This window comes from Kitasatospora paranensis, assembly GCF_039544005.1.
In the GTDB taxonomy this organism is placed as follows: Bacteria; Actinomycetota; Actinomycetes; order Streptomycetales; family Streptomycetaceae; genus Kitasatospora; species Kitasatospora paranensis.
On the sequence record NZ_BAABKV010000001.1, the window covers coordinates 5391693 to 5413957 of the forward strand.

General features: G+C 71.7%; 22 protein-coding genes and 1 pseudogene. 22 read left to right on the top strand and 1 reads right to left on the bottom strand.

Features of this window, described 5'->3' with window-relative positions; translation table 11 throughout:
• Positions 1 to 53 precede the first annotated feature (53 nt).
• The 19 genes and pseudogenes from ABEB13_RS25915 to ABEB13_RS26005 all read left to right on the top strand — a co-directional run bounded on the left by ABEB13_RS25915 (position 54) and on the right by ABEB13_RS26005 (position 17654).
• Positions 54 to 1151, top strand: coding sequence for an LCP family protein (locus tag ABEB13_RS25915; RefSeq protein WP_345707412.1), 1098 nt, complete (start codon positions 54 to 56; stop codon positions 1149 to 1151).
• Between the two features lie 143 nt (positions 1152 to 1294).
• Positions 1295 to 1519: a 50S ribosomal protein L31 gene (gene rpmE / locus ABEB13_RS25920; RefSeq protein WP_100888529.1), complete on the top strand. Its 225-nt coding sequence runs from the start codon at positions 1295 to 1297 to the stop codon at positions 1517 to 1519.
• 110 nt (positions 1520 to 1629) lie between these two features.
• Positions 1630 to 2706, top strand: a complete 1077-nt coding sequence (prfA, locus tag ABEB13_RS25925; RefSeq protein ID WP_345707413.1) for a peptide chain release factor 1 — start codon at positions 1630 to 1632, stop codon at positions 2704 to 2706.
• Between the two features lie 20 nt (positions 2707 to 2726).
• On the top strand, positions 2727 to 3593 hold the full coding sequence (prmC, locus tag ABEB13_RS25930; protein WP_100888527.1) for a peptide chain release factor N(5)-glutamine methyltransferase: 867 nt from the start codon (positions 2727 to 2729) through the stop codon (positions 3591 to 3593).
• Positions 3594 to 3626: 33 nt separating this feature from the next.
• Positions 3627 to 4274 (top strand): L-threonylcarbamoyladenylate synthase, encoded by a 648-nt coding sequence (locus ABEB13_RS25935; RefSeq protein WP_345707414.1) that lies wholly within the window; start codon positions 3627 to 3629, stop codon positions 4272 to 4274.
• Positions 4275 to 4324: 50 nt separating this feature from the next.
• Entirely contained in the window at positions 4325 to 4945 is a 621-nt protein-coding gene (locus ABEB13_RS25940) for an arsenate reductase/protein-tyrosine-phosphatase family protein (protein ID WP_345709822.1), read from the top strand.
• Between the two features lie 330 nt (positions 4946 to 5275).
• Positions 5276 to 6490 (top strand): serine hydroxymethyltransferase, encoded by a 1215-nt coding sequence (locus ABEB13_RS25945; protein ID WP_345709823.1) that lies wholly within the window; start codon positions 5276 to 5278, stop codon positions 6488 to 6490.
• A 217-nt stretch (positions 6491 to 6707) separates the two neighbouring features.
• Positions 6708 to 8081, top strand: a complete 1374-nt coding sequence (locus tag ABEB13_RS25950) for an MraY family glycosyltransferase (protein ID WP_345707415.1) — start codon at positions 6708 to 6710, stop codon at positions 8079 to 8081.
• A 296-nt stretch (positions 8082 to 8377) separates the two neighbouring features.
• The gene (locus ABEB13_RS25955; protein ID WP_100888523.1) at positions 8378 to 8809 is read left to right on the top strand and encodes a Cg1360 family ATP-synthase-associated protein; all 432 of its coding nucleotides are present in this window, start codon (positions 8378 to 8380) and stop codon (positions 8807 to 8809) included.
• A gap of 281 nt (positions 8810 to 9090) precedes the next feature.
• The gene (gene atpB, locus ABEB13_RS25960; protein WP_486335367.1) at positions 9091 to 9900 is read left to right on the top strand and encodes a F0F1 ATP synthase subunit A; all 810 of its coding nucleotides are present in this window, start codon (positions 9091 to 9093) and stop codon (positions 9898 to 9900) included.
• An 81-nt stretch (positions 9901 to 9981) separates the two neighbouring features.
• Positions 9982 to 10209: an ATP synthase F0 subunit C gene (gene atpE, locus ABEB13_RS25965; RefSeq protein WP_100888521.1), complete on the top strand. Its 228-nt coding sequence runs from the start codon at positions 9982 to 9984 to the stop codon at positions 10207 to 10209.
• A 41-nt stretch (positions 10210 to 10250) separates the two neighbouring features.
• Positions 10251 to 10805, top strand: coding sequence for a F0F1 ATP synthase subunit B (locus ABEB13_RS25970; protein WP_100888520.1), 555 nt, complete (start codon positions 10251 to 10253; stop codon positions 10803 to 10805).
• Complete coding sequence (locus ABEB13_RS25975) at positions 10802 to 11617, top strand: F0F1 ATP synthase subunit delta (protein ID WP_345707417.1); 816 nt, start codon at positions 10802 to 10804, stop codon at positions 11615 to 11617. The genes ABEB13_RS25970 and ABEB13_RS25975 overlap by 4 nt, the downstream gene beginning before the upstream one ends.
• A 154-nt stretch (positions 11618 to 11771) precedes the next feature.
• Entirely contained in the window at positions 11772 to 13346 is a 1575-nt protein-coding gene (gene atpA / locus ABEB13_RS25980; protein WP_345707418.1) for a F0F1 ATP synthase subunit alpha, read from the top strand.
• A 31-nt stretch (positions 13347 to 13377) separates the two neighbouring features.
• On the top strand, positions 13378 to 14292 hold the full coding sequence (locus ABEB13_RS25985; protein WP_345707419.1) for a F0F1 ATP synthase subunit gamma: 915 nt from the start codon (positions 13378 to 13380) through the stop codon (positions 14290 to 14292).
• A 2-nt stretch (positions 14293 to 14294) separates the two neighbouring features.
• Entirely contained in the window at positions 14295 to 15740 is a 1446-nt protein-coding gene (gene atpD / locus ABEB13_RS25990; RefSeq protein WP_345707420.1) for a F0F1 ATP synthase subunit beta, read from the top strand.
• 185 nt (positions 15741 to 15925) lie between these two features.
• A complete protein-coding gene (locus tag ABEB13_RS25995) occupies positions 15926 to 16309 on the top strand; it encodes a F0F1 ATP synthase subunit epsilon (RefSeq protein WP_100888515.1) in 384 nt (127 codons plus the stop codon).
• A gap of 141 nt (positions 16310 to 16450) precedes the next feature.
• Positions 16451 to 16950, top strand: a pseudogene (locus ABEB13_RS26000) (DUF2550 domain-containing protein).
• Between the two features lie 131 nt (positions 16951 to 17081).
• On the top strand, positions 17082 to 17654 hold the full coding sequence (locus ABEB13_RS26005; protein ID WP_100888513.1) for a cob(I)yrinic acid a,c-diamide adenosyltransferase: 573 nt from the start codon (positions 17082 to 17084) through the stop codon (positions 17652 to 17654).
• Between the two features lie 38 nt (positions 17655 to 17692).
• Here the strand turns inward: ABEB13_RS26005 and ABEB13_RS26010 are convergent, their stop codons facing one another.
• Positions 17693 to 18007 (bottom strand): hypothetical protein, encoded by a 315-nt coding sequence (locus tag ABEB13_RS26010; RefSeq protein WP_345707421.1) that lies wholly within the window; start codon positions 18005 to 18007, stop codon positions 17693 to 17695.
• A gap of 153 nt (positions 18008 to 18160) precedes the next feature.
• Between ABEB13_RS26010 and ABEB13_RS26015 the strand changes: the two genes are divergently transcribed.
• The 3 genes from ABEB13_RS26015 to ABEB13_RS26025 all read left to right on the top strand — a co-directional run bounded on the left by ABEB13_RS26015 (position 18161) and on the right by ABEB13_RS26025 (position 22247).
• Positions 18161 to 19027, top strand: a complete 867-nt coding sequence (locus ABEB13_RS26015; protein WP_100888511.1) for a 3-hydroxyacyl-CoA dehydrogenase family protein — start codon at positions 18161 to 18163, stop codon at positions 19025 to 19027.
• A gap of 321 nt (positions 19028 to 19348) precedes the next feature.
• On the top strand, positions 19349 to 19720 hold the full coding sequence (locus tag ABEB13_RS26020) for an STAS domain-containing protein (protein WP_345707422.1): 372 nt from the start codon (positions 19349 to 19351) through the stop codon (positions 19718 to 19720).
• 379 nt (positions 19721 to 20099) lie between these two features.
• Positions 20100 to 22247 (top strand): ATP-binding protein, encoded by a 2148-nt coding sequence (locus ABEB13_RS26025; protein WP_345707423.1) that lies wholly within the window; start codon positions 20100 to 20102, stop codon positions 22245 to 22247.
• The last annotated feature ends 18 nt before the right edge of the window (positions 22248 to 22265 follow it).

Sequence of the window (22265 nt, forward strand, 5' to 3'; positions counted from 1 at the left end):
CTCACGGACCCGCCTTATGCTCGAATGACCCGTTCGAGCAGAAATGGGATGCCATGTCCGATCGGCGTACGAACCGCACGAACCGCAGCCGCCACCGCGGCCTGCGCATCGCGCTGTACGCCCTGGCCGGACTGCTCCTGCTGGGGGCCGGTGCGGCCGGGTACGCGTACTGGCGGCTGAACGGCAACATCCGCAGCGTGGACATCGACGCCCAGCTGGGCACCGGGCGGCCGCCCGCCTCCACCGGCGGCGCCTTCAACGTGCTGGTGCTCGGCTCGGACTCCCGGGCGGGCTCCAACGGCTCGCTGGCGGGCGGCGACACCGGCGACAGTGCCCGCTCGGACACCGCGATGGTGGTGCACATCGACCACGACCACGCCCACGCGTCGGTGGTCAGCATCCCCCGCGACACGCTGGTCTCCCGGCCCGCCTGCACCGCCCCGGACGGCACCGCCGTGCCCGCGGCCCGCAGCGTGATGTACAACTCGGCGTTCGAGGTCGGCGGGCCGGCCTGCGCGGTGAAGACCACCGAGCAGCTCACCGGGATGCGGATGGACCACTACGTCCAGGTCGACTTCGCCGGCTTCGCCTCGATGATCGACTCCATCGGAGGCGTCGACGTCACCACCACCGTCCCCATCTCCGACCAGGACAGCGGGCTGCGGCTGCCGGCCGGGACGCATCACCTCGGCGGCGCCCAGGCCCTGGCCTTCGTCCGCACCCGGCACGCCATCGGCAACGGCAGCGACCTCGGCCGGATCGAGCTGCAGAAGCAGATGGTGAAGTCGATCATGCGGCAGGTCGGATCGATCGGCCTGACCGCCAACCCGGCCCGCATGTGGTCGGTCGCCGACAAGCTCACCCGGTCGATGACCACCGACTCCGACCTCGCCTCGGTCAGCTCGCTCGTCGGCCTGGCCAACACCATCAAGGCGGTCGGCCCGGACCAGATGACGATGGTCACCCTGCCGGTGGTCACCGCCCCCTCCGACCCCAACCGGGTGGTGCCGCAGAAGGCCCAGGCGGCCGCGCTGTGGACGGCCCTGCAGGCCGATCAGCCGGTGCCGCAGTCCGTCCTGTCGGAGCAGCCCACCAACCCGGCCGACGGCGGCGCCTCGCCCTCCGCGGCGCGCGCCGCCGGTCACGGGTGAGCGCGGGCGGCCACGGGAATAGCGTCGCCCGCCACCCGGTTTGGGAAGAAGCGGCCAGTGCTGGCAGACTGGTCCGTCGGTCCCGGTTCACGCGCGGCTGCCTGCCGCCGACCCGGTGCCCTCCCGAAACCTAGGAGAGACCCTTGAAGCCCAACGTTCACCCCGAGTATGTCGTGACCAAGGTGACCTGCACCTGCGGTAACGAGTTCACCACCCGCTCGACCGAGACCGGTGGCGAGATCCGCGCCGAGGTCTGCTCGGCGTGCCACCCCTTCTACACCGGCAAGCAGAAGATCATGGACACCGGTGGCCGCGTGGCGCGCTTCGAGGCCCGCTTCGGCAAGAAGCTCAGCGGCGGCAAGGCCTAGCGCTTCCACGGCGCCGGTCTCGGCGTCCCCGCGGTACCGCGGGGGCGTCGGGCCGGCGCCGTTCGCATCTCCACCCCCACACCGCCACTCACGGGAAGTAGGCCCATCCGATGTTCGAGGCAGTCGAAGAGCTCCTCGTCGAGCACGCCGCCCTCGAGATGCGGCTGGCCGACCCGGCGGTCCACGCCGACCAGGCCAACGCCCGCAAGCTCGCCAAGCGCTACGCCGAGCTGACCCCGATCACCACCGTCTACCGCGCCTGGCGGCAGGCCGGCGAGGACATCGAGGCCGCCCGTGAGTTCGCCGCCGAGGACCCGGACTTCCACGCCGAGGCCAAGGCCGCCGAGGCCCGCCGCGACGAGCTGACGGAGGAGCTGCGGCTGCTGCTGGTGCCGCGCGACCCCAATGACGACAAGGACGTCATCCTGGAGGTCAAGGCCGGCGAGGGCGGCGAGGAGTCCGCGCTGTTCGCCGGCGACCTGCTCCGGATGTACCTGCGCTTCGCCGAGCGGGCGGGCTGGAAGACCGAGCTCATCGACGCCAACGAGTCGGACCTCGGCGGCTACAAGGACGTCTCGGTCGCCGTGAAGACCCGCGGGGCCACCGAGCCCGGCCAGGGCGTCTGGGCCCGCCTCAAGTACGAGGGCGGCGTGCACCGCGTGCAGCGCGTGCCGGCCACCGAGTCGCAGGGCCGGATCCACACCTCCGCCGCCGGCGTGCTGGTCACCCCGGAGGCCGAGGAGGTCGAGGTGGAGATCCACGCCAACGACCTGCGGATCGACGTGTACCGCTCGTCCGGCCCCGGCGGGCAGTCGGTCAACACCACCGACTCGGCCGTCCGGATCACCCACCTGCCGACCGGTATCGTGGCCTCCTGCCAGAACGAGAAGAGCCAGCTCCAGAACAAGGAGTCGGCGATGCGCATCCTGCGGTCGCGGCTGCTGGCCGCCGCCCAGGAGGAGGCCGAGCGGGAGGCCTCGGACGCGCGCCGCAGCCAGGTCCGCACGGTGGACCGCTCGGAGCGCATCCGCACGTACAACTTCCCGGAGAACCGCATCTCGGACCACCGCACCGGCTACAAGTCGTACAACCTGGACCAGGTCCTGGACGGCGACCTGAACGCGGTGATCCAGTCCTGCGTGGACGCCGACGCAGCGGCCAAACTGGCCGCCGCCCAGGACAACTGAGCACTGAGGGGTCGGGTCGGATGAACCTGCTGCTCGCCGAGGTGGCCCAGGCCACCCAGCGGTTGGCCGCGGCCGGCGTGCCGTCGCCGCGCTTCGACGCGGAGGAACTCGCGGCGTACATCCACAACGTCAAGCGCAGCCAGCTCCACACCGTGGCCGACGCCGACTTCGACGCCCGCTACTGGGAGGCGATCTCCCGCCGCGAGGCCCGCGAGCCGCTCCAACACATCACCGGGCGGGCGTTCTTCCGCTACCTGGAGCTGGAGGTCGGCCCCGGCGTGTTCGTGCCCCGCCCGGAGACCGAATCGGTCGTCGAGTGGGCCATAAACGCCGTCCGCGACATGGACGTCGCCGAGCCGCTGGTCGTCGACCTGTGCACCGGCTCCGGCGCGATCGCGCTCGCCCTCGCGCAGGAGCTGCCCCGCTCCACCGTGCACGCCTTCGAGCTCGACGAGGGCGCGCTGGCCTACACCCGCCGCAACATCGCCGCCAGCCCCGACCGGGCCCGGGTCACCCTCCACGAGGGCGACGCCACCCGCGCCTTCGAGGGCGAGCCGGGCTGGGACGGCCGCTTCGACCTGGTGATCAGCAACCCGCCGTACATCCCGCTCACCGAGTGGGAGTACGTGGCGCCCGAGGCCCGCGACCACGACCCGCAGATGTCGCTGTTCTCCGGCGAGGACGGCCTGGACACCATCCGCGGCATCGAGCGGGTCGCCGCCCGGCTGCTGCGGCCCGGCGGCGCGGTCGTGGTCGAGCACGCCGACACCCAGGGCGGCCAGGTGCCGTGGATCTTCCGCGAGGAGGGCGGCTGGACGGACGCCGCCGACCACCGCGACCTCAACAACCGGCCGCGCTTCGCGACGGCCCGACGCGCTTCGCTCTGACTTCACTGTGACATCCGGAAGGGGACGCCACCGATGAGCCGCCGCTACGACTGTGCCGATACCGGGGACCGCGCCACCGGGCTGCGCGAGGCCGCCTCCGCGATCCGCCGCGGCGAACTCGTCGTGCTGCCGACCGACACCCTGTACGGGGTCGGCGCCGACGCCTTCTCCCCGGAGGCGGTGGCCGCGCTGCTGGACGCCAAGGGCCGGGGCCGCAACATGCCGTCCCCGGTGCTGGTCGGCTCGCCGACCACGCTGCACGGCCTGGTCACCGACTTCTCCGAGCAGGCGTGGGAGCTCGTCGACGCCTTCTGGCCCGGCGGCCTCACCCTGGTCGCCCGGCACCAGCCGTCGCTGCGCTGGGACCTCGGCGAGACCCGCGGCACCGTCGCCGTCCGGATGCCGCTGCACCCGGTCGCCCTGGAGTTGCTGAACGCCACCGGCCCGCTCGCCGTCTCCAGCGCCAACAAGACCGGCGGCCCCTCCCCGGCCACCTGCGACGACGCCGAGTCCCAGCTCGGCGACAGCATCTCGGTCTACCTGGACGGCGGCCGCGCCGACCACGCCACGGCCTCCACCATCGTCGACGTCACCGGCAAGACCCCCGTGGTGCTGCGGGCCGGCGCGATCAGCGTCGAGCAGCTGAGGGAGGTCGTCCCGGACCTGGAGGCCGGCAGTTGACCGCTGCGTCGCTGCACGCCGCGGGCCCCGGGGCGGCCCCGTACGCGGCGCTGTCGCCGCGCCCGGTGGACGCCTTCCGGATCCTGTTCGTCTGTACCGGCAACGTGTGCCGCTCGCCCATCGCCGAGCGGCTCACCCGGCATGAGCTGGACACCCGTCTCGGCGCCCGCGCCGAGCGGTTCGTCGTCGAGAGCGCCGGCACCTGGGGCCACGAGGGCGCGCCGATGGAGGCGCACGCGGCGACCGTGCTGGGCGAGTACGGCGTCGACAGCGCCGGCTTCGCCGGGCGGGAACTGCTCGACGAGCACGTCATCGACGCCGACCTGGTGCTCACCGCGACGCTGGACCACCGGGCCCAGGTCATCTCGATGGGCCACAAGGCCGGGCTGCGCACCTTCACCCTGAAGGAGTTCACCCGCCTCGTCCGCCGGATCGAGCCCAGCACCCTGCCCGACCCGCTGGACGGCGCCCGGCTGCCCGAGCGGGCCCGCGCCCTCGTCCGCTCCGCCGCCGCGCTCCGCGGCTGGCTGTTGGCGGCCTCGCCCGAGTCGGACGAGGTGGACGACCCGTACGGCGCCCCGATCGGGATGTTCCGCAACTGCGGCGAGGAGATATTCGGGGCGCTGGACCCGGTGGTCACCGCACTGACGGGCGTGCCCGGGCGGCCGTGACCGGCCGGGTGGGGCGTACGGGACGGGTGACGGCGTGCGGGGCCACGGTGCCCCCGGGCGGGCGCGGCACCGGTGGGGGACTGACGGGAGTTGCGTGGAGGGATGGTGACGGCCCGGTGCCCGGTCGGTGAGCGCCGCCCGCGCACGCATTGACGGACGCCCGACCGGCCGCGCGAGCGGGCCCCGGCCACCGCCCCGACCTACGCTGGAGGGACCCAGCCCGCCGCAGCCCGGGAGCACCGCCATGTCCGTCGCCGACACCGTGCACGCCCCGACCACCCCCAGGCCGCCGCGGGCGGCCGTACGCCCCGTTGGGAGCCCGCCGAGGCGCTGCGCCGCGCGGACCCGCTGATCGCCGACCTGCTGGCCGCCGAGGCCGAGCGACGCGCGGAGAGCCTCCAGCTGCTCGCCGGCGAGAACCTCACCAGCCCGGCCGTGCTCGCCGCGCTCGGCGGCCCGCTCGTCGACAAGTACGCCGAGGGGTACCCGGGCCGCCGCCACCACACCGGCTGCGCGCTCGCCGACACCGCCGAACTGCTCGCGGTCGACCGCGCCCGGCAGCTGTTCGCCGCGCCGCACGCCAACGTCCAGCCCCGCTCCGCCACCTCGGCGATGCTCGCCGCCTACGCGGCGCTGCTGCGGCCCGGTGACACGGTGCTCGCCATGTCGCTGGAGCACGGCGGACACCTCAGCTGCGGGTCGCGCGCCAACTTCTCCGGCCGCTGGTTCGACTTCGTCGGCTACGGAGTCCGCGAGGCGGACGGCCTGGTCGACCTCGACCAGGTCCGCGAACTGGCCCACCGGCACCGCCCCAAGGCGATCATCGCCGGCGGCATCTCCTACCCGCGCCACCTCGACTGGGCGGCGTTCCGCGCGATCGCCGACGAGGTCGACGCCTACCTGATCGCCTCCGCCGCGCAGGTCACCGGCCTCGTCGCGGCCGGGGTGGCACCCTCCCCGGTGCCCTACGCGGACGTCACGGTGGCCGCCACCCACAAGCTGATGCGCGGCCCGCGCGGCGGGCTGCTGCTGTGCACCGCCGAACTCGCCGACCGGATCGACCGCGCGGTGTTCCCGTTCACCCAGGGCGGCGCCGCCATGAACGAGGTGGCGGGCAAGGCCGTGGCGCTCGCCGAGGCGGGCTCCGAGGCCTTCGCGGGCTACGTCCGGCGCGCCGTCGACGGAGCCCGGGCCCTGGCCGCCGGGCTGGCCGGCCACGGCGCCCGGCCGTTGACCGGCGGCACCGACACCCACCTCGTCACCGCCGACGTCGGCCCGCTCGACATCACCGGCGTCGAGGCCGAGCGCCGCTGCGCCGCCGCCGGGCTGATGCTCGGCAAGTGCGCGCTGCCGTACGACCCGGTGCCGGCCGCCGAGTCCTCCGGGATCCGGCTCGGCACCGGCGCGGTCGCCGCGCAGGGCATGCGGCCCGAGGAGATGGGGGAGCTGGGCGACCTGATCGGCGCGCTGCTGCGCGGCGGCCCGGACGCCCGGATCACCGGCCGGATCCGGGAGCTGGCCCGGGCGTACGCGGACCGCCGCTGAGCCCGCCGCCGGGGCCGTGGTCGGATCCGCGGCCGGAGCCGTGGAGAATGGCGCGGACGGGGCCGTGGACGGTTCGGGGGCCGCAGGGAGAACCGCGGTGCACACCTCGCCCGTCCCACTCAATAAGGTGTGACCGTGGCGACGCACCTCGAATCCCGGACACTCCCGGGAGTACCCTCCGTACTCATCCGTCGGACCGTGACGCAGGAGGTCAGTGGTGCGTGAGTATCTCCTGGTGCTGTTCGTCACCGCGGCCGTGACCTATCTGCTGGTCAGCCCGGTGCGGAAGTTCGCGATCGTGGCCGGCGCCATGCCGCCCGTCCGGGCCCGCGACGTGCACCGTGAGCCGACCCCGCGCCTCGGCGGCATCGCCATGTTCGGCGGCCTCTGCGCGGGCCTGCTGGTCGCCTCGCAGCTCACCACCCTCGGCCGGCTCTTCATCCAGAGCGCGGACGTGCGGGCGCTGCTCTCCGGAGCCGGGATCATGTGGATCCTCGGCGTGCTGGACGACAAGTGGGGCGTGGACGCCCTGGTGAAGCTCGGCGGGCAGATGATCGCCGCGGGTGTGATGGTCTGGCAGGGTGTGACGGTCATCTCGATCCCGGTGCCCGGCGTCGGCCCGGTCGCGGTCACCCCGACCCAGGGCATGATCATCTCGGTGGCGCTGGTCGTCGTCATGGTCAACGCGGTGAACTTCATCGACGGCCTGGACGGCCTGGCCGCGGGCATGGTCTGCATCGCGGCGATCGCCTTCTTCCTGTACTCCTACCGGCTGTGGATCGGGTACGGCGTCAACGACGCCGCCCCGGCCGTGCTGTTCAGCGCCGTGCTGATCGGCATGTGCCTGGGCTTCCTGCCGCACAACCTGCACCCGGCGCGGATCTTCATGGGCGACTCCGGCTCGATGATGCTCGGCCTGATGCTCGCCGTCGCCGCGATCTCGATCACCGGGCGCGTCGACCCCGACCTCGTCGCCGCCCGTGCGGGTTCGCAGACCGCCACCGTGCACGCCCTGGTGCCCACCTACATCCCGCTGCTGCTGCCGCTCACCGTCATCGCCCTGCCGCTGGCCGACCTGCTGCTCGCGGTGGTGCGCCGCACCTGGGCCGGCAAGTCGCCGTTCGCCGCCGACAAGCAGCACCTGCACCACCGGCTGCTGCTGGTCGGGCACTCGCACAGCCGGGCCGTGCTGATCATGTACTTCTGGGCCGCGCTGATCGCCTTCGGCACGGTGGCCTTCTCGGTCACCAACACCGGCCGCACCGTGGTGCTCACCTTCGCCGGGCTCTGCCTGGTCGGCCTGGTGGTGCTGCTGATGCCGCGCTTCAAGCCGCACGCGCCGCGCGCCGTCCAGGCCATCGTCCCGCCGCGCTACCGCAAGGAGCGGGAGGCCGCCGCCGTGCCGGCGGCGGAGGCCGCCGAGGCCGTGGGGGCCGCCGCGCGGACGGGCGACGCACCGGCCGCCGAGGAGCAGGTGGAGAACGCCCAGGCGCCCGCCATGGCCGAACTGTCGGCCGCCGACAAGGCGCTGCTGGGGCGGCTGGGCACCGGCGCCACCGCGGCCGGACCTCGGGGCCGCACCAAGCACTGACGGTTGAGCTGACCGGCCGTCAAGAACGTTCACCCGTACGGCGGCACCGTTGGGCCGTCGGTGTGACAGGTACCACACGTTCATGGTAAAGCTCTCATCAAATAGTTTGTGATACCGTTCACGAGTACCGAGAACACGCCGAAAGACCTCACAGGCGGAGAGCCTCCGCCGTGGTCTGTCTCCCTCGACGGGCTCGCCGTCGTCGGCCGGCCCGCGGCCGTGGTTCTCGGTGCGGTGTCACCACCGCGCCCCCGCGCCCGTCCCCCCGTACTCGACATGCCGCCGGAGTTGCCGACATGCCGTCCCACGACGCCCGGATCATCCGCGGCGCCGCAATCCCCACTGCGGTCGCCGGCGTGATTGCTGCCGTGATCTCTTTCGCGGTCGTGGGGACCAAGGGGTTGATCGGCGCGGTCCTCGCGACGCTGCTCGTGATGGCCTTCTTCAGCTTCGGCCAGGTCGCGCTCGACCGGCTCACCAGGAACAACCCGCAGATCATGATGGCCGCGGCGCTCATGGTCTACACGACGCAGATCTTCGCGGTGGCGGTCGTCCTGGCGCTCTTCAAACACACCACGCTCTTCGACACCAAGGTGTTCGGCTTCACGCTGCTCGGCTGCGCGCTGATCTGGACAGGCTTCCAGGTGCGCGGCGCCATGAAGGCGAAGATCTACTACGTCGAGCCCGAATCCCGTGACGAGAAGCCCAAATCGGGGCGTCAACCGTGACGGGGGCCGGCTGTCCCCCTCGCGAGGGGGCGGTGTTTATACCCTCCTGACGGACTGCTATCGTCCGTCCCAACGACGGAGTACGGGAAGTGGCCAGGTCCCTCCGATCATCGGACGGATCGCCCCCCGACTCCATGAGGTCTTCGAAGATCGCGCGGCAGACATACGCGTCGCGCAGGGTCCGCGAGATATCCAACTAGTTCCAGTGCCGCTCCGTGGCCCAAGGCCGCGCCGACACACCGAGGTTGCCGTAACCATGCGTCATGACGAAGGAGTCTGTGGTGGGTGCTGAGTACCAGCTCGCCTCCGAGGCCGGGTGCCACCTGAACTCCGGCTGCGGCTTCCCGGCGCCGGGCCTGAACGAGTTCGACTTCAAGCCGATCTTCACGGTGGGCGGCGTCGACTTCACCAAGCCGATGCTGCTGTCGATGATCTGCGCTCTGCTGGTCGTCGGGTTCTTCTGGGCCGCGTTCGCCAAGCCGAAGCTGCTGCCCGGCAAGCTCCAGTTGGTCGGTGAGATCGGCTACGACTTCGTCAAGCGAAGCATCGTGCTGGAGACCATCGGCAAAAAGGGCGAGAAGTACGTCCCGATGCTGGTCTCGATGTTCTTCTTCGTGTGGATCATGAACATCATGTCCATCATCCCGTTCGCGCAGTTCCCGGTGATGTCGAGGATCGCATTCCCGGTGGGCCTGGCGGCGGTGGTGTGGATCACCTACATGGGGCTGACCTTCAAGAAGCACGGCTTCGTCGGCGGCATGAAGAACCTCTGCTGGCCGTCGGGCATCCCCGGCTGGGTCATGTTCATCCTGGTGCCCATCGAGTTCTTCTCGAACATCTTCGTGCGCCCGTTCACCCTCGCGGTCCGAGCGTTCGCGAACATGTTCGCCGGTCACCTGCTGATCGTGGTCTTCTCGGTCGCCTCCTGGTACCTGCTCAGCCCGAGCATCGGCGCCCTCTACGGCTCGGTGTCGTTCGTGGTCGCCGTCGCGCTGACCGGCTTCGAGCTGCTGGTCCAGTTCCTGCAGGCCTACATCTTCGTGATGCTGGCCAGCAGCTACATCGCCGGTGCCCTCGAAGAGGCGCACTGAGCCCCGCAGCCCGAAGGCTGCGCCCCGAACTCCCGGTGGCCAACACCCACCGGTTCTCCACCCCGTAAAGGATGAGCTGAGATGTCCGCTCTCGCCGCTGTTTCCGGTTCCGTCGCTTCCATCGGCTACGGCCTCGCCGCGATCGGCCCCGGCATCGGTGTTGGTCTGATCTTCGGCAACGGTGTGCAGGCCATGGCCCGTCAGCCCGAGGCTGCCGGCCTGATCCGCTCCAACATGTTCATCGGCTTCGCGCTGACCGAGGCGCTCGCGCTGATCGGCATCGTCATGCCGTTCGTCTACGGCAAGTAAGTCCGGCGCACCGGTAGCCCTTTTCGACGAAAGGTTCTGATATGAACCCCGGTTTCGCCCTTGCGGCCGAGGAGCAGATGAACCCGCTCCTCCCCGCATGGCCCGAGGTCATCATCGGCCTGCTCTGCTTCTTCATCGTCTTCGGTCTTCTCGGCAAGAAGCTCCTCCCCAGCATCGAGAAGGTGCTGTCGGAGCGCCGGGACGCCATCGAGGGCGGCATGGAGCGCGCGGAAACCGCTCAGGCCGAGGCTCAGGCCCTGCTGGAGCAGTACCGGGCCGAGCTCGCCGAGGCGCGTCACGAGGCCGCTCGTATCACCGAGCACGCCCGTGAGCAGGGCGCTGCCCTGATCGCCGAGATGCGCGAGGAGGGCCAGCGCCAGCGCGAGGCCATCGTCGCCGCCGGCCACGCCCAGATCGAGGCCGACAAGAAGCAGGCGACTGCCGCCCTGCGCCAGGACGTGGGTTCGCTGGCCTCCCAGCTGGCCTCCCGCATCGTGGGCGAGTCCCTCGAGGACAGCGCTCGCCAGAGCGGCGTGATCGACCGCTTCCTCGACGAGCTCGAGGCCAAGGCCGCCGCCTCGGCGGGTGCCAAGTGATCGGCGCCAGCCGTGAGGCCCTGGCCGCCGGCCGGGAGAACCTCGAGAGCCTGACCGACAACACTTCGGTGGACGCGGCCGAGCTCGCCCAGGAACTCACCGCCGTCACGGCGCTGCTCGACCGCGAGGTCTCGCTGCGCCGTGTCCTGACCGACCCGTCGCGGTCCGGCCAGGACAAGGCGACCTTCGTCGGCACCCTGCTGTCGGGCCAGGTCTCCGGCGAGACCGTCGACCTGGTCTCCGGGCTGGTCCGGTCCCGCTGGTCCGGCGCGCGTGACCTGGTCGACGCGGTGGAGGAACTCTCCGCGTACGCCGAGGTCATCGCCGCCGAGAAGACCGGTCAGCTGGACGACGTCGAGGACGAGCTGTTCCGGTTCGGCCGCGTCGTCGCGGGCTCGCACGAGCTGCGCGCCGCGCTGACCGAGCCGAAGGCCGGTGCCGCCGCCAAGGCGGAGCTGGTCAAGAAGCTGCTCGGCGGCCGCGCCGACGCGGGCACCGTCCGCCTGGTCGTCTCCCTGGTCACCGCCCCGCGTGGTCGTAGCCTGGAACAGGGCCTCGAGTCCTACTCCAAGCTCGCAGCCGCCCGTCGCGGCCGTGTGGTGGCCCTGGTCACCAGCGCGGTTCCGCTCTCGGACGGCCAGAAGCAGCGGCTCGCCGCGGGCCTGGCCGGGCTGTACGGCAAGCAGGTCCACCTGAACATCGACGTCGACCCGCAGGTCGTCGGCGGCGTCCGGGTGCAGATCGGCGACGAGGTCATCGACGGCACGGTGTCGAGCCGCCTTGAGGGCGCTCGCCAGGGCCTCGAAGGCTGACAACAGAGCATCATCCGACCCTCGGTCGGGCGTCGGTTCACACGAGTGGACCGGCAAAACGAACGGCCGGTTCACCCGACCCGGCCGAGAGTCGAGCACTTGCGGCCCTCAATGGCGGGCCGAGGATCGCAAACTAGGAGAGCAGGGAAGCCTGATGGCGGAGCTTACGATCCGTCCGGAGGAGATCCGGGACGCGCTGGCCGACTTTGTCCAGTCGTACCAGCCGGACGCGGCCTCGCGTGAAGAGGTCGGCACGGTCACCGAGGCCATGGACGGTATCGCCAAGGTCGAGGGCCTGCCCTCGGTCATGGCCAACGAGCTGCTGAAGTTCGAGGACGGCACCCTCGGCCTCGCGCTGAACCTCGACACCCGTGAGATCGGTGTCGTCGTCCTCGGTGAGTTCTCGGGCATCGAGGAGGGCCAGACGGTGCAGCGCACCGGCGAGGTCCTCTCCGTCCCGGTCGGCGAGGGCTACCTCGGCCGTGTCGTGGACCCGCTGGGCAACCCGATCGACGGCCTGGGCGACATCGCCTCCACCGGCCGCCGCGCCCTGGAGCTGCAGGCCCCCGGCGTCATGGTCCGCAAGTCGGTCCACGAGCCGATGCAGACCGGCATCAAGGCCATCGACGCGATGACCCCGATCGGCCGCGGCCAGCGCCAGCTGATCATCGGCGACCGCCAGACCGGCAAGACCGCGGTGGCGATCGACACGATCATCAACCAGCGCGACAACTGGCGCTCGGGCGACCCGAAGAAGCAGGTCCGCTGCATCTACGTCGCCATCGGCCAGAAGGGCTCCACCATCGCGTCCGTCCGCGGCGCCCTGGAGGAGGCCGGCGCGCTGGAGTACACCACCATCGTGGCTGCTCCCGCCTCGGACCCGGCCGGCTTCAAGTACCTCGCCCCGTACACCGGCTCCGCCATCGGCCAGGAGTGGATGTACGACGGCAAGCACGTCCTGATCATCTTCGACGACCTGTCGAAGCAGGCCGAGGCCTACCGCTCCGTCTCCCTGCTGCTCCGCCGCCCGCCGGGCCGCGAGGCCTACCCGGGTGACGTCTTCTACCTGCACTCCCGCCTGCTGGAGCGCTGCGCGAAGCTCTCCGACGAGCTGGGCGCGGGCTCGATGACCGGTCTGCCGATCATCGAGACCAAGGCGAACGACGTCTCGGCGTACATCCCGACCAACGTCATCTCCATCACCGACGGCCAGTGCTTCCTGGAGTCCGACCTGTTCAACGCCGGCATCCGCCCGGCCGTGAACGTCGGCATCTCGGTCTCCCGCGTCGGTGGCTCCGCCCAGATCAAGGCCATGAAGTCGGTCGCCGGCCGGCTGCGCCTGGACCTCGCCCAGTACCGCGAGCTGGAGGCGTTCGCCGCCTTCGGTTCCGACCTGGACGCGGCCTCCAAGGCCCAGCTGGAGCGCGGTGCGCGCATGGTCGAGCTGCTGAAGCAGGGCCAGTACCAGCCGTTCCCCGTCGAGGAGCAGGTCGTCTCCATCTGGGCCGGCACCACCGGCAAGCTGGACGAGGTCCCGGTCGCCGACATCCGTCGCTTCGAGCGCGAGTTCCTGGACCACCTGCGCCTCGAGCACAAGGGCATCCTGGCCGGCATCGTCGAGACCCAGAAGCTCGAGGACGGCACCATCGACGCGCTGACCAGCGCGATCGAGGGCTTCAAGCAGGGCTTCACGACGGCCGACGGCAAGCTCCTGTCCGAGCAGGCCTGAGTCCGGTAACGAGGAAAGGACGTAACGACCCATGGGAGCACAGCTTCGGGTCTACAAGCGCCGGATCCGCTCTGTCACCGCGACGAAGAAGATCACCAAGGCGATGGAGATGATCTCCGCGTCGCGCATCGTCAAGGCGCAGCGCGCGGTGGCCGCCTCCACTCCGTACGCCGATGAGCTCACCCGGGCGGTGACGGCGGTGGCCACCCGGTCCAACGCCAAGCACCCGCTCACCACCGAGAACCCGAACGCCACCACGGCCGCCGTCCTGCTGATCACGGCGGACCGCGGTCTGGCGGGCGGCTACTCGACCAACGCCATCAAGCAGGCCGTCTCGCTCAGCGAGCGGCTCCGCGCAGAGGGCAAGGACGTGGTGACGTACATCGTCGGCCGCAAGGGTGTCTCGTACTACAACTTCCGTGACCTGAAGGTCGCGGGGTCGTGGACGGGCTTCTCGGACAAGCCGACCTACGGTGACGCGAAGGCCGTGGCGAGCGACCTGATCGAGGCCTTCACGGCCGAGACCGGTGGCGTGGACGAGCTGCACCTGGTGTCGACCAAGTTCGTGTCGATGCTGACGCAGAACGCCGTGGACGCCCGACTGCTGCCGCTGAAGCTCGACGAGGTCGAGCTGAGCGACGAGTCGAAGGCCAAGCACGAGATCTTCCCGCTGTACGACTTCGAGCCGTCGGCGGAGGGCGTCCTGGACGCCCTCCTGCCGCGGTACGTCGAGAGCCGGATCTACAACGCGCTGCTGCAGTCGGCCGCCTCCGAGCACGCCGCCCGCCGGCGTGCGATGAAGAGCGCGACGGACAACGCCGGCGAGCTCATCAAGTCGCTGACGCGGCTTGCCAACTCGGCCCGTCAGGCCGAGATCACCCAGGAAATCAGCGAGATCGTCGGTGGCGCGAACGCCCTGGCCGACGCTAGCGCGGGGAGCGAATGAGTATGACCACCACTGTTGAGCCGACCACGGCGACGGGCCGCGTCGCGCGGGTCATCGGCCCGGTCGTCGACGTGGAGTTCCCCGTCGACGCCATTCCGGACATGTTCAACGCCCTGCACGTCGAGGTGGACAACCCCGACGGCACCGGCAAGAAGATCCTGACCCTCGAGGTTGCCCAGCACCTCGGCGACGGCCTGGTCCGCGGCATCTCGATGCAGCCGACCGACGGTCTCGTCCGCGGCGCCGAGGTCTCCGACACCGGCTCGGCCATCTCCGTCCCCGTCGGCCAGATCACCAAGGGCAAGGTCTTCAACGCCCTCGGTGAGGTGCTGAACGTCGACAAGGCCGAGTTCGAGTCGCAGGTCGAGGTCCGCTGGCCGATCCACCGCAAGGCCCCGGAGTTCAAGGACCTCGAGTCCAAGACCGAGATGTTCGAGACCGGCATCAAGGTCATCGACCTCCTCACCCCGTACGTCCAGGGTGGCAAGATCGGTCTGTTCGGTGGTGCCGGTGTCGGCAAGACCGTTCTGATCCAGGAGATGATCTACCGCGTCGCCGAGAACTTCGGTGGTGTCTCGGTGTTCGCCGGTGTCGGCGAGCGCACCCGTGAGGGCAACGACCTCATCCACGAGATGGTCGACTCGGGCGTTCTGGACAAGACCGCGCTGGTCTTCGGCCAGATGGACGAGCCGCCGGGCACCCGCCTGCGCGTCGCGCTCTCCGCGCTGACCATGGCGGAGTACTTCCGCGACGTGGAGCAGCAGGACGTTCTGCTCTTCATCGACAACATCTTCCGGTTCACCCAGGCCGGTTCCGAGGTGTCGACCCTGCTCGGCCGCATGCCCTCCGCGGTGGGTTACCAGCCGAACCTGGCCGACGAGATGGGCCTCCTGCAGGAGCGCATCACCTCGACCCGCGGTCACTCGATCACCTCGATGCAGGCGATCTACGTCCCCGCGGACGACCTGACCGACCCGGCGCCGGCCACCACCTTCGCCCACCTCGACGCGACGACGGTTCTCTCCCGTCCGATCTCCGAGAAGGGCATCTACCCGGCCGTCGACCCGCTGGACTCCACGTCCCGCATCCTGGACCCGCGCTACATCGCGCAGGACCACTACGACACGGCCATCCGTATCAAGGGGATCCTGCAGAAGTACAAGGACCTCCAGGACATCATCGCGATCCTCGGTATCGACGAGCTCAGCGAGGACGACAAGATCACCGTCCACCGCGCCCGTCGCATCGAGCGCTTCCTCTCGCAGAACACCTACGTGGCGAAGCAGTTCACCGGTGTCGAGGGCTCGACCGTGCCGCTGGCCGAGACGATCGAGGCCTTCAACTCGATCGCGGACGGCAAGTACGACTCCACTCCGGAGCAGGCCTTCTTCATGTGCGGTGGCATCGAGGACCTCGAGAAGAACGCTGCCGAGCTGGCGAAGAAGTAATCAGGCCGGCTGATGGCCGACCGACCGTGAGGGGTGGTCCCCGTCCCTGGGGGCCACCCCTCACGCCTCGACCGGCTGTGATCCCGGTCATCTCCGTGTCCTTGGTTTCATACCGGGGGTGCGGGCCCGTTATTCTTACCGAAACCGGCGAGTGATCGACGGTTTCAAGAGCCTAGGAGCCCACGTTGGCTGAGCTGCACGTCGAGCTGGTCGCAGCCGACCGCAAGGTGTGGTCCGGTGCGGCCACCATCGTTGTCGCCCGTACGGCCTCCGGTGACACCGGCATCATGCCCGGGCACACCCCGGTGCTGAGCGTGCTGGAGACCGGTCCGGTCACCATCCGCACCACCGACGGCGGCACCGTCGTCGCGGCGGTGCACGGTGGCTTCATCTCCTTCGCCGACAACAAGCTCTCCATCCTCGCCGAGGTGGCCGAGCTGGCGGACGAGATCGACGTCGCCCGCGCCCAGCGCGCGCTGGACAGCGCCCAGAGCGAGCTCGACGCGCACGCCGAGCGCCGCGCCGAGGTGCGGCTCGTGGCGGCGGGCGGACTCAAGGCCCACGCCTGAGCCCATGACCCTCGCGTAGGGTCGACCGACGGTCCCGGGGACGCGGAAGCGTGACCCCGGGACTGTCGTATCAGTTGGTAGGACAGCGCGGTCGGTGACACGGCCGACACGGGGACGCAGGGAGCGAGGAGGTCGGTGAGCATGGTCCTCGCCCTTGTGGTGTGCGCGGCGGTCGTGGCGGCCGCGGTGATCGGACTGGTGGCGTTCGCGGTACGCCGGCGGGTGATCCAGCGGGTCGGCGGCACGTTCGACTGCAGTTACCGCCTGAAAATGCCCGCCGACGCCTCGACGCAGCCCGACCTCGACGAGAACGGCCAACCCACCTCGGCCCCGGTCCCCACGACCGACGGCAAGGGGTGGGTTTTCGGTATCGGGCGGTACAGCGGCGACTCCATCGAGTGGTTCCGGGTCTTCTCCTACGCGCCCCGGCCCCGCCGGACGCTGCCGCGCACCCAGATCGAGGTGCTCGGCCGCCGATACCCGGAGGGCCAGGAGGAGCTGGCACTGCTCTCCGGCTCCGTCGTGCTCCGCTGTCTGCACGACGGCACCCCCTGGAGCTCGCCATGAGCGAGGACGCCCTGACCGGCTTCCTCGCCTGGCTCGAAGCCGCCCCGCCCGGGCAGAGGGTGAACGTCGCGTAGCGACGGGACCCTCGGGCGTGGAGGTCCCCCGCCCGGAGGGTGGGGGAGGTGAACGTCGCGTAGCGACAGACCTTCGGCAGCGTGGTTAACGTCTCCTAACCGCGGCCGGCCGGCCGCGCTAGGCTGCCGCCATGGTGAACCTGACGCGTATCTACACCCGGACCGGCGACGACGGCACGACCGCGCTCGGCGACATGAGCCGGACGACCAAGACCGATCCGCGGCTGATCGCGTACGCCGACACCAACGAGGCCAACGCCGCCATCGGAGTGGCCATCGCCGCCGGCGCCCTGCCCGCCGACGTCTCCGCGGTGCTGACCCGGATCCAGAACGACCTCTTCGACGTCGGCGCCGACCTGGCCACGCCCGTCGTGGAGAACCCGCAGTACCCGCCGCTGCGGGTCGAGCAGGGCTACATCGACCGGCTCGAATCGGACTGCGACCACTACCTGGAGACCCTGGAGAAGCTGCGCAGCTTCATCCTCCCCGGCGGGACCCCGGGCGCCGCGTACCTGCACCTCGCGTGCACCGTCGTCCGGCGCGCCGAGCGGGCCACCTGGGCCGCGATCGACCAGCACGGCGACACCGTCAACCCGCTGACCGCGAAGTACCTCAACCGGCTCTCCGACCTGCTGTTCATCCTGGCCCGGGCGGCCAACGCGGAGCGCGGCGACGTGCTCTGGGTCCCCGGCGAGAACCGGTAGCGCCACGGCGGGCTCCCGGACGGGCCGATGACGGGCCGTCAGCGGCGCTCCAGCGCCTGTCTGGCGCGCAGCGCGTCGTCCGGCCAGACCATCAGCCGGGGGCCCGCGCTGGTGGCCACCAGGGTGTGCCGTACGCCCTCGGCGGTCAGCACGCCCGACATCCGGCGCGCCTCGTCCCGGTCGGCGGGCGAGGCGACCGTGACCAGCAGCCCGTACTCGTCCGGATTGCCGGCCCGGGGCCGCCGCTGCACCAGCGACCTGCCGCGCCCGTACGTCCAGCGCAGCAGGACGACCAGCACCGCGACCACGGCCAGGCCGATCAGCAGCACCTCCAGCGGGTGCACCCCGGTCATTGCGTGAAACCCCTTCGCCGTCGGGCACAGATCACACCCTCCAATCTCACCACGGGGGCCGCGCGGGCATTAGAGTCCGGGCCGTGAGCGGCGCGGCTCCGGGGGTGATCCCTGCCCAGGGCCGCCCTGAGGACGGACCCGGGAGACCAAGCCATGAGCAACGCACCCACCCAGCGGATCGCCGTCATCGGCGCGGGCCTGATGGGCGCCGGCATCGCCCAGGTCTCGGCGCAGGCCGGCCACCCGGTGGTGCTGCGCGACGTCACGGACGCCGCGCTGCAGCGCGGTCTGGACGGCATCCGCGCCTCCTACGAGAAGTTCGTCGGCAAGGGCCGGATGACCGCCGAGGACGCCGAGGCGGCGCTCGGCCGGATCACCACCACCACCGACCTCGGCGCGGTCGCCGACGCGGACATCGTGGTGGAGGCCGTCTTCGAGCAGCTGGACGTCAAGGAGGGCGTCTTCCGCGAGCTCGACAAGCTGGCCAAGGACGGCGCGGTGCTGGCCTCCAACACCTCCGCCATCCCGATCACCCGGATCGCCGCCGCGACCTCGCGTCCGGAGAGCGTGGTCGGCGTGCACTTCTTCTCGCCGGTGCCGCTGATGCGCCTGGTCGAGCTGGTGCGCGGCTACAAGACCAGCGACGAGGCACTGGCCGTCGCCCGGGCCTTCGCCGAGGGCGTCGGCAAGGAGGTCGTGGTGGTCAACCGCGACGTGGCCGGCTTCATCACCACGCGTCTGATCACCGCGCTGGTCGTCGAGGCGGCGAAGCTCTACGAGTCGGGCGTCGCCACCGCCGAGGACATCGACACCGCCTGCCGGCTCGGCTTCGGCCACCCGATGGGCCCGCTGCAGACCGCGGACCTCACCGGCGTCGACATCCTGCTGCACGCGGCCCGCAACATCTACGCCGAGACCCAGGACGAGAAGTTCGCCGCGCCGGAGGTCATGGCGCGGATGGTCACCGCCGGGGACCTCGGCCGCAAGAGCGGCCGCGGGTTCTACCCCTACGAGGGCTGATCCGCGCGGCGGCCGTGCTCCGTCCGGCGTACGGCCGCCGTGTGACCCGGTTCTCACGGCGGGGCGCCCGGGCGGGTGAGTTTCCTCACGATGCTGCCGCAGACGGGTGATTTGCGCCGGAATCGCGCGTAGGTATGGGGAGTTCCTGCGTATATTCCCTCGGACGGGTGAAGTTGAGTGGGACTCCGCCGAAGGGGCGAAACCTGCGGAGTTGGTTCACCGTCAGATGAGGGGAGACCGGCGCGGCCCTCGGCGCGCGGCGCAACCGCGCCCGGCCGACCCGAGCCCCGGACCACCCATCGGCGAGCGGAGGAGGAGAGCGTGCGGATCACCGGCGACCAGACCGGTCTGGCCATCGAGGGCCGACTCGACGTGCGCAGCGCCGCCGACGCCCGGGCCCTGCTGCACGCCGCCGTCGACGGCGGCCAGGGGGATCTCGTGCTCGACCTCGGCCGCCTGGAGTTCTGGGACGCCACCGGCCTCGGCGTCATCATGGGCACCCACCGCCGGGCCGGCCGGATCGGCCGGCGGCTCGTCCTGCGCGATGTCCCGGCCCAGCTCCAGCGCCTCCTGGTGGCGACCCGGCTGCACCGCATCCTCGCCGTCGAGGGCACCGTCCCGGACGCGTACGGCTCCACACTGCCCGCTCTCGGCGGCCTCCCCGCCGCGCCGCTGGCCCTGCCTTCCCTCTAGCGCCGCGTCGGTCCTCCCCCAGGGGGCTCCGATCCGCTGCCTGCAGGCCGCAGTTCGGTTCTCCGCGGGCCCTGCACCGCACCCGGCGGAGACCCGCACGATGGCGCCGGGCCGAGCGCGCCGGCCACCCCTCCCGGTACCCCGCCGACCCGCCGCGGCGCCCGCTCCGCACCCCTGCGCACGTCCAACGGGGGACCGGTCTGTGCTCCGGCTCACGAGTGTGCGAGAGTCTGCGCTCAGAAGTACGGCCGCACGGGCCCGCAAGGGCGTCCGTCGAACGGTCGACGGACAGCCGGCGCCCCGGACGCAGACGTACGCCGGGCGGCCTATCAAGGGTGGAGCGCGACGTGGGACAGCCGACCGACTTCGGGCAGGAGGGGTGCGCCCCCGCACCGGGGAGATCGTCTCGGGTGACCTGCTGCTGGCCGTCGGGGGACCGGACGGGTCCGAGGCACGCCCCTGCCCGGACGGCTGGCTGCCCGAGCCCCGCCGCGTCCACGACCGGCCCCAGGGCCGGCCGGAGCTCGGCCCCAGCCCTGCGGTCGGCCCGCTCGCGATGGGCAGCGCCCCGTCGGAGCTCCCGCTGCTCGACCGCGAGGCGGACATCGCCCACCTGGTGCGCCGTCTCGCCGAGGGCCGCTCGATCCGTCTGGTCGGCCAGGCCGGTTCGGGCCGCTCCACCCTGCTCGCCGCCGTGGCCGAGGCCGCCGCGGACATCGCCCCCGACGGCGTCGTCCGGCTCAGCGGCTACCACCGGACGGCCGCCGACCTCCTCCAGGGCCTGTTCGCCGCGACCCACCAGGCCCCCGACTACCGGCCCGACCCGCAGAACCTGAAGTCCCTGCTCGCCCAGGTCGGCGCCGTGGTCGTGATCGACGACCTCGACATCTCCGACGACGAGCTGGACGACCTGCTCACCACCGCGCCCGAGTGCGCCTTCGTGGTGACCGTGCCGCCGGGCAGCGGCCAGCTCCCGCTCGGGATCCGGATGGAGGAGCACCCGGTCGCGGGCCTGTCCCGCACCGCCTGCCTCTCCCTCACCGGGCGTCTGGCGGGCCGTCAGCTGGACGAGTCCGAGCGGGCCTGGGCCGTCGACCTCTGGTTCGAGTCCGAGGGCCTGCCGCTGCGCTTCGTGCAGGCGGCGGCCCTGCTGCGCCAACGCGACCTGGCGGTCGACACCCTGGTCGCCGCGTACGAGGACCGCAGCCACGTCTTCGGCCTCGTCCAGGAGATACCCGACCCCGAGGACCCGGCCCTGCTGGAGGGTGAACTCCGGCGCACCGTACCGCTGCCGACCGTCGCCGAGAGCGCGGCGCCCGCCGTCCGGCTGGCGGAGGGCCTGAGCGAGCCCGCGCAGGCCGTCCTGCGGCTGGCCCTCGCGTTCGGCGGCGAGTGCCCCACCGCACCGCACCTGCCGGCCCTGATCGACGTCGGCCTCGGCGAGAGCGCGCTGCGCGAACTGGTCGACGCCGGGCTCGCGGTCTCCGTCGGCGGCCACCACCGGCTGACCACCGGCGTCCCCGAGCTGCTCGCCCCGCGCTTCGACCCCGGCACCGTCGCGTACGGCGCCGCCGAGCACTTCTCCTGGTGGGTCGGGCACGGCTCGGTGACGGTCGAGCAGATCGCCGCCGAGGCGGAGGTGCTGATCGGCGCCCTCGTCGCGGACCGCGAGGCGGACCGTCCCTACGCCGTGCTGCGCCTCGCCATGGCGGCGGCGCCCGCGCTGGCCCTGTCGATGCGGTGGGGTGCCTGGGAGCGTGTCCTGCAGCTCGGGCTGGAGGCCGCCCGCGCCGTGGGCGCCACCCCGGAGGAGGCCTGGTTCCACCACGAGCTGGGTGTGCTGGCGTTCTGCTGCCGAGCCGACTCGCGGGCGCTGGCGGAGCTGGAGTCGGCGGTCGCGCTGCGGGCCGCGTTCGGCGACCCGAGGTCGGGCGCCGCGGGCCGGCGGATGCTGGACCTGCTGCTGTCGGAGACCCGGCAGCTCACCGCCGGATCGGACGGTGCGCCCGCGGGCGGCCGCCGCCCGGTCATCCGGGCGGCCATCGCCCGGGTGCCGCGGCGCTTCCGCGGCCTGCGGCACGGCGATGCCCGGCGGACGGCGATGGCGGCCTCGGCCGCCGTGCTGGCGCTCGGCGTGCTGGGCACCGCGGTCGGTCTGACGGTCTCCGGCTCGGATCCGGCGGCCGGCCCCAAGCCGAGCTCGGGCACCTCGGTCGACGACGCCCCGCTGCCGGACGACACCTCGTCGGGCGACGGCGCCTCGCTGTCGCCGTCGACGACCGACGCGCCGTCCGAGTCCGCGAGCGCGAGCCCGTCGGCCGACGCCGACCCCAGCGGGAGCAGCGGCGCGAGCCGTCGGCCCACCTCGGCGAAGCCGAGCACCTCCGCCCCGGGCGGAGGGCCGACCAAGTCCTCACCCTCGCCGACCGGCAGCAAATCCCCGTCGACGTCGCCGTCGGCGAGCGCTTCGAGCAGCCCGCCGACTGCTTCTCCCTCGGCGTCCGACTCCAGCAGTGCGACGCCCTAGGGGTCTGGCTGCCCCGGC